The organism is Pseudomonas sp. Irchel s3h17 (assembly GCF_900187505.1).
GTDB lineage: Bacteria > Pseudomonadota > Gammaproteobacteria > Pseudomonadales > Pseudomonadaceae > Aquipseudomonas.
The window spans coordinates 15,412-21,016 of the sequence record NZ_FYDL01000030.1; the positions used below are offsets into that span (position 1 = coordinate 15,412).

The 5,605-nt window shown below is 56.2% G+C and carries 4 protein-coding genes; 2 read left to right on the forward strand and 2 right to left on the reverse strand.

Translation table 11 applies throughout. The features are described 5' to 3' along the window. A partial coding sequence (locus tag CKW25_RS27225; RefSeq protein WP_256578032.1) for a DUF5801 repeats-in-toxin domain-containing protein occupies window positions 1-1,793 on the reverse strand: 1,793 nt, incomplete at its 3' end. A gap of 944 nt (window positions 1,794-2,737) precedes the next feature. On the opposite strand from CKW25_RS27225, the gene CKW25_RS25435 reads away from it, so the two are divergent. Both CKW25_RS25435 and CKW25_RS25440 read left to right on the forward strand, forming a co-directional pair. Then, the gene (locus CKW25_RS25435; RefSeq protein WP_095083691.1) at window positions 2,738-3,319 is read left to right on the forward strand and encodes a TetR/AcrR family transcriptional regulator; all 582 of its coding nucleotides are present in this window, start codon (window positions 2,738-2,740) and stop codon (window positions 3,317-3,319) included. Between the two features lie 217 nt (window positions 3,320-3,536). Then, entirely contained in the window at window positions 3,537-4,763 is a 1,227-nt protein-coding gene (locus CKW25_RS25440) for an MFS transporter (RefSeq protein WP_172736648.1), read from the forward strand. Window positions 4,764-5,154: 391 nt separating this feature from the next. Here CKW25_RS25440 and CKW25_RS27445 read toward each other — a convergent pair whose 3' ends face one another. After that, a complete protein-coding gene (locus tag CKW25_RS27445; protein ID WP_371855207.1) occupies window positions 5,155-5,331 on the reverse strand; it encodes a transposase in 177 nt (58 codons plus the stop codon). Window positions 5,332-5,605 lie beyond the last annotated feature (274 nt).

Genomic DNA, 5,605 nt, shown 5'->3' on the forward strand with positions numbered 1-5,605 from the left:
TCGGGATGCACCACTGCCCGAATCTGGTCGAGTGTGACGTCACCGTTAGCGGCGACGCTGACGGTGAACACCAGCAGGCCGGTGGTGGCCGTCTTGCCCTCCACCACCGCGCCGTTGAGCGACAGGTTCACTGCCTCGCCGGTGGCCGTGTCGGTCAGCCCGGAGGCCCCCACCACCACGCCCAGCGCATAGGTCAGGGTACCGGCCCCATCGGCGCCAAACGCCGAGTTGAAGTTGGCGGCAAAGCTCTGGGTATCGTTGGTGGTCAGTACCGTTTCATCCACCGTCAGCGTTGGCTCCTCACCGGTGGTGCTAATGCTCGGCCCATCGTCCTCGAAGACAATCCTGGAGCCGATTTCGGCGGTCGCGGTAGAGGGTTGGATCAGCGTGAAGCCACCAATATCGAAATCGGCGTGGTTATTACCCTTGGCGTCGAGGGCCGCCCCATTCTCGACGAGCACGCGGTTATGATCCGCGGTTGTGGTGTATTCAATCTGGTAGCCGGCTTTAACGCCGGTGATGGTTGCAACCCCGCCAGAAAAGCTGATGCCAATGGCCGGATCATTCACCGATCCGTCCGAATTCTCGATCACCAACCCGGTGCTGATGTTGATGACGCGAACATTGGTGATGTCAACCGGCGTATCGTTCGCATAGCCGTTGATGAAATTCACGCCGGGTTCGGCAGTGGTGCTGAATGCGCTGATTTTTACGACAGCACTCTTGCCGCTTTGCAACTGCACGACGTCGAAGTTGGCCGACCTGGTATTTAAGACGCTGGTAAAGTCGATGTTGGATTCAACATCTGCTTCGGTCTGGCTAAGGTTGGGAATGGTCACATCCTGCCTGGCGCCCGTGACGAACGAAAAGCGGATGCCCTCTTGTTCCACAATCATCTGATTGTTGGTGCCGAAGGTGGTCGGCCCTCCCGCCTGGCTGGTATTGATCGTGTCGCCAGTGTTTATATTGGCGCCGCTTGACTGGTCGGCGGGGTTCTTGCCGGTAGCGATAATGGTGGGGTCCGTGATCCGCAAGACACCACCGTCGTCGACAACGGTCGGGTTCGCCGTCGTGAACATCAGGAACAGGTTCTGACCGGAAGGCGCATTGGCCACACTGAATACCAAGTCCTGACTGGCGCCGATGAAAACAATACCCGACAGATCGACAGCATCGTCGGGGTTGCTAGCGTCCGGATGCTGGAGCGGTTCGAACTGCACGACCCAGACCTTGCCGCCCGTGACCGGCGATCCGGTCTCTTCAATATAGGCCGCGAACACGATCGCGCCGCCGGCTTTACCTACAACGATGTTGTTGTTCGAATCCGTATAGAGAAGGATTGGAGTGCCATCGAGGGTAACCAGTCCGCTGTCCAGGCCATTGAGCGGTGCGCCAAGGCTATCGACGAAGCTGATATCGGTAATGTTTGCTCCGGGCGCAGCGTTGATGCTGAACGCATTGCTGCCCGTATCGCCCACCGCCCCCGTATAGCCACTCAAGGCAGCTGCCGTTACGGCACCGGCCCCAAGCGCGGTCAACCGGGTAGAGAAGATCGAAGGCAGGGACGCCACCAGAATGTCATTGTCGTCAGCATCTCCCGCAGGGCTTGCCGTGGCGGTGCCGTTCTGCAGCCCGGCTGTTTCGTCCAATGTAACGTTCACACCTGTCACCAGGACGACCGGAGTGCTGGCCGTGGTGGTGACGGTCGGAGTGTATAAGGGAGCCGAATCGCTCACGAAGGTAGACGTACTGTCATCGCTCGTTAGCGATGAGTTGCTTTTGCGAATAGCCATGACTTTCTCCCGAGCAATTCCCGTGACCGCGGCCGAACCGTGGACCTATTTCTGGTACATGCCACAACTATGGATAAGCGCCACGGGTTGCACATCGGCCGATACTCCCAGGCGGGGTGGGAGTTTCAGACTACTTGGGAGGGGGGAGCGGGATGACGCGAAGACGCGGCGCTGCATAGTCCGCTTGTGAATGAGGACATGGCGCCGGGGTTCAAGGCCGAGAAAAAACTTAACGTCGGGTATGGGGTTAGTTGACCACTACAGTCGGCTTGGGACTTTGAAAAGGCGACCAACCACAGATGGCCGCCTTGGGTCGTTTGTGGCCCCTCGTGAGCTACTATTTTTCGCTGTAGATGTGCACAACAGCAAAGACAGCCTCGAAAGCCATCCGCCCTCACACGACATGCCAGACATTCAGAAATAATCAATGGGTCCTCCCGAAGGAGTGGGCCTAGGAGGTAATTCGGGCTCCGCGTCTGGTGTATGTACCACCCCTTTTTCGGCGGTTGGTTGTTGTTTGGTCGATAGGCGCAAGCCCTTGTTTCTATGGGGTGCTCAGCCTTGTTCATCACAACCAGCCAACCAGGTTATGTCAGAGGGGCGTGCCCCAGGTTGGTGTATCGCGGTTTGCCGTCAGCACCATTGTGTTATTGCACTGACTACCCACTGCTTGCATCCGACTTGACCGGCCACACCATGGTGACGACCGCTTGCACGCGACCCGGAACTGCCCTCATGACCAACAGCGATCGATCGAGCCTGTGTAGAAATGAGGTTCCGGTACATTTGCAGTCGACGCTTCGAAGGTGATTTCGGGGTACTGCCGATTTGTACTCTCGGCGCCCTCCAATGATGCAGAGTAAGTTGCGGGATCAAGCCATCCTTGACGAGCGAGTAGGAAGCCCGTATTTTTCTGGAACGATCATTCCAAAAAGACCCACCCTATGCGCACCAAAGAATTTGAGCATGACGAAATTGTCGACGCTGCCATGCAGGTTTTTTGGCAACTTGGATATTGCGCCACCTCGATACAGGATCTGGTCGACGGTACGGGATTGTCTCGAAGCAGTCTGTATAACGCCTTTGAGAACAAGCATGGATTGTACGAGCATGCGTTGCGCCGTTATCACGATCTGACTGCCACGAACGTAGCGCTGCTTCAGGAATCGGGCTCGGTCAAAGGCCTGATCCAGCAACTACTGATGAGTATCGTGGATGACGAACTCAGCGATACCGGGAAACGCGGATGCCTGGCGGCCAATGCCACACTGGAACTGGCTGGCCAGGACGAATCCATTGCCGAGTTGGTCTCTCTCAACTTCCTGCGTCTGGAGAAAGCTCTGGAGCGTGCACTCATCCGTGGTCAGGCAGAGGGAGAAATTCTCATGCACAAGAAACCTCGCGCACTCGCACGCTTTATCGTGAACACGATTCAGGGCCTGCGGGTATTGAGTAAAGGCAGTGCTCACCAGGACCGCCGGCAACGCTTGCTGGATGTGGTCGATATCGCAATAGACGCGTTGTAATGCAGGACGGGGCGTTGTAAGGCATCAAGTGAAAGCCTGACAGAGGTCAGGTTTTTTTTGACCATTACTGGAATGATCGTTCCAGAAAAATTCAAAGCACTTTAGTTCATTTCTCAAGAGGCCTTGAACGATCAAAAAAGCACCATCGTTGCGGCCTGAATTAATCTCAGGCAGTCGATCAGGAACAGGAAATAAACTCTTTATCAGGGATACAACAATGAGTACGCATGGCGACAATGGATTGATAGCACCGGGTCTCGATGAGACGTCTTCGGTGCAAAGACTGCCCGTGTGGCGACTGTTAGCATTTACGATGGCTGGCTTCATCACCATCATGACGGAAACCATGCCCGCCGGCCTGCTGCCTCTGATCGGGCAGGACCTTGGCGTCTCCCAGGCCATGGCGGGTCAGTTGGTGACGCTCTATGCCTTGGGCTCGGTTCTGGCGGCGATTCCGGTCGTTGCGGCCACGCGAAAATGGCGTAGGAGGCCGTTGTTTCTGCTGGCGATTGGCGGGTTGCTGGTGTTCAACACCGTGACGGCATTGTCCTCCCACTATGTGCTGACCTTGGTCGCTCGGTTCATCGCCGGAATGGCGGCGGGCGTGATATGGGGACTGTTGGCCGGTTATGCACGACGCATGGTGCCTCATGATCTTCAGGGACGGGCCCTTGCGGTGGTCGGTATCGGTCAACCCGTGGCCTTGTGTCTCGGCGTGCCCCTTGGCACTTGGCTGGGTACTCTGTTTGATTGGCGTGGCGTGTTCTGGATCATGTCAGCCCTCGCGTTGCTACTGTTCGCGTGGGTCCGGTTTGGCGTGCCTGACTACCCGGGACAAAGTGAGCGTCAGCGCCAATCGATCCGAAATATTCTTCTGACCCCAGGTCTGCGCTCGATACTGATTGTGATCTTCGTTTGGATCCTCGCGCACAACATCCTTTATACCTACATCGCGCCATTCCTGGTCTCCGTGGGGCTTGGCCAGCGGATAGACCTCGTACTTATGCTCTTCGGTGTTACCTCTATCGTCGGCATCGGGGTCACAGGAATGTGGGTGGATCGTGGGTTGCGTGTGCTGACGCTTTTTAGTCTGGCGGTCTTCGCGATGGCGGCGTTGCTCTTGGGAATGGCAAGCAGCTCTCCCAACATTGTGCTTCTCAGCATCGCGATCTGGGGGCTTACATTCGGTGGCGCTCCCACGCTGTTACAGACGGCCATTGCCGATACCGCCGGTGATGGCGCCGATGTCGCGCAGTCGATGCTGGTCACCATCTTCAACCTGGCAGTGGCCGGAGGTGGCATCGCGGGGGGCTTGTTACTGGAGCATGTGGGACCGAGCGCTTTCCCCCCTACCCTGCTGATATTGGCGCTGCTCGGCCTGTCCGTGGTTTGGCTAGCCAGGGCCAATGGTTTCAAGCCTGGCCATCGCGCAATCCTGCAATAGGAGTGACCAATTGGATCAAGCAACAAGCAGTTGAAACACAGCGGTTCACCTGTGCAACAGCACCACCTGCACTCAACGAGGTGACCTGGCTGAGCGGATTTTATTGAAATCCGTTAGACACGGGCTCAATTCGGTCACGGCTCAGGTAGACAGGCGTTAGATTTAAAGATTCGCAAAACAGCCTGCACGCCACGAACGACGGGGTCTGCGAGGCGACTGCACAATTTGTTAAGGCCGAGGTTTGAAAACGGCGATTGGGACCGTTTTGAGCGACCCGAGCAAGCTCCCCCCCCAATGTGCGTGGAAACAAGCATTGACGGGGCGCAGGAGTGAACTTGTCAAGTAATTCTGGACACCAGTTACGGTTTTCACCCCGCCAATTTCTCCGTAGCTACCGGCGAGCGGTGCGATATTTAATGAACGAATCGCGTGTCGAGTTGAGCAGGGCCAGCGCCTGCTGAGCCTGATTTTTTGGAGGCACAAAACGCATTGTTGGGCGAGTCGCCGCCTCGCAAATAGCCTCGGCATCAGCAAAGTCATTTTTGTTGCTTTTCACGTAAGGACGCACGAGATGAGGCGCAATGAATTTGGGCGTATGTCCCAGTTTTTCGACTTCCTGAGGCCATGAAGTGGGCTCCGCCGCAGGCTTCCGTCAGTACGGTGCAGGGTTCGAGGTTCGCCAAGTTTTGAATGAACGCGGAACGAGTAAATTTTTGGTTCTTCACGGAATCCCGGGAAACACAGAAACAAGAACGCCGATTTGATTGATGATGTTCGTGCGAGCAAACACATCTAACAAACCGGCGTTCTTATGCGTGATATTAATACTTTCCTTCCTTTTT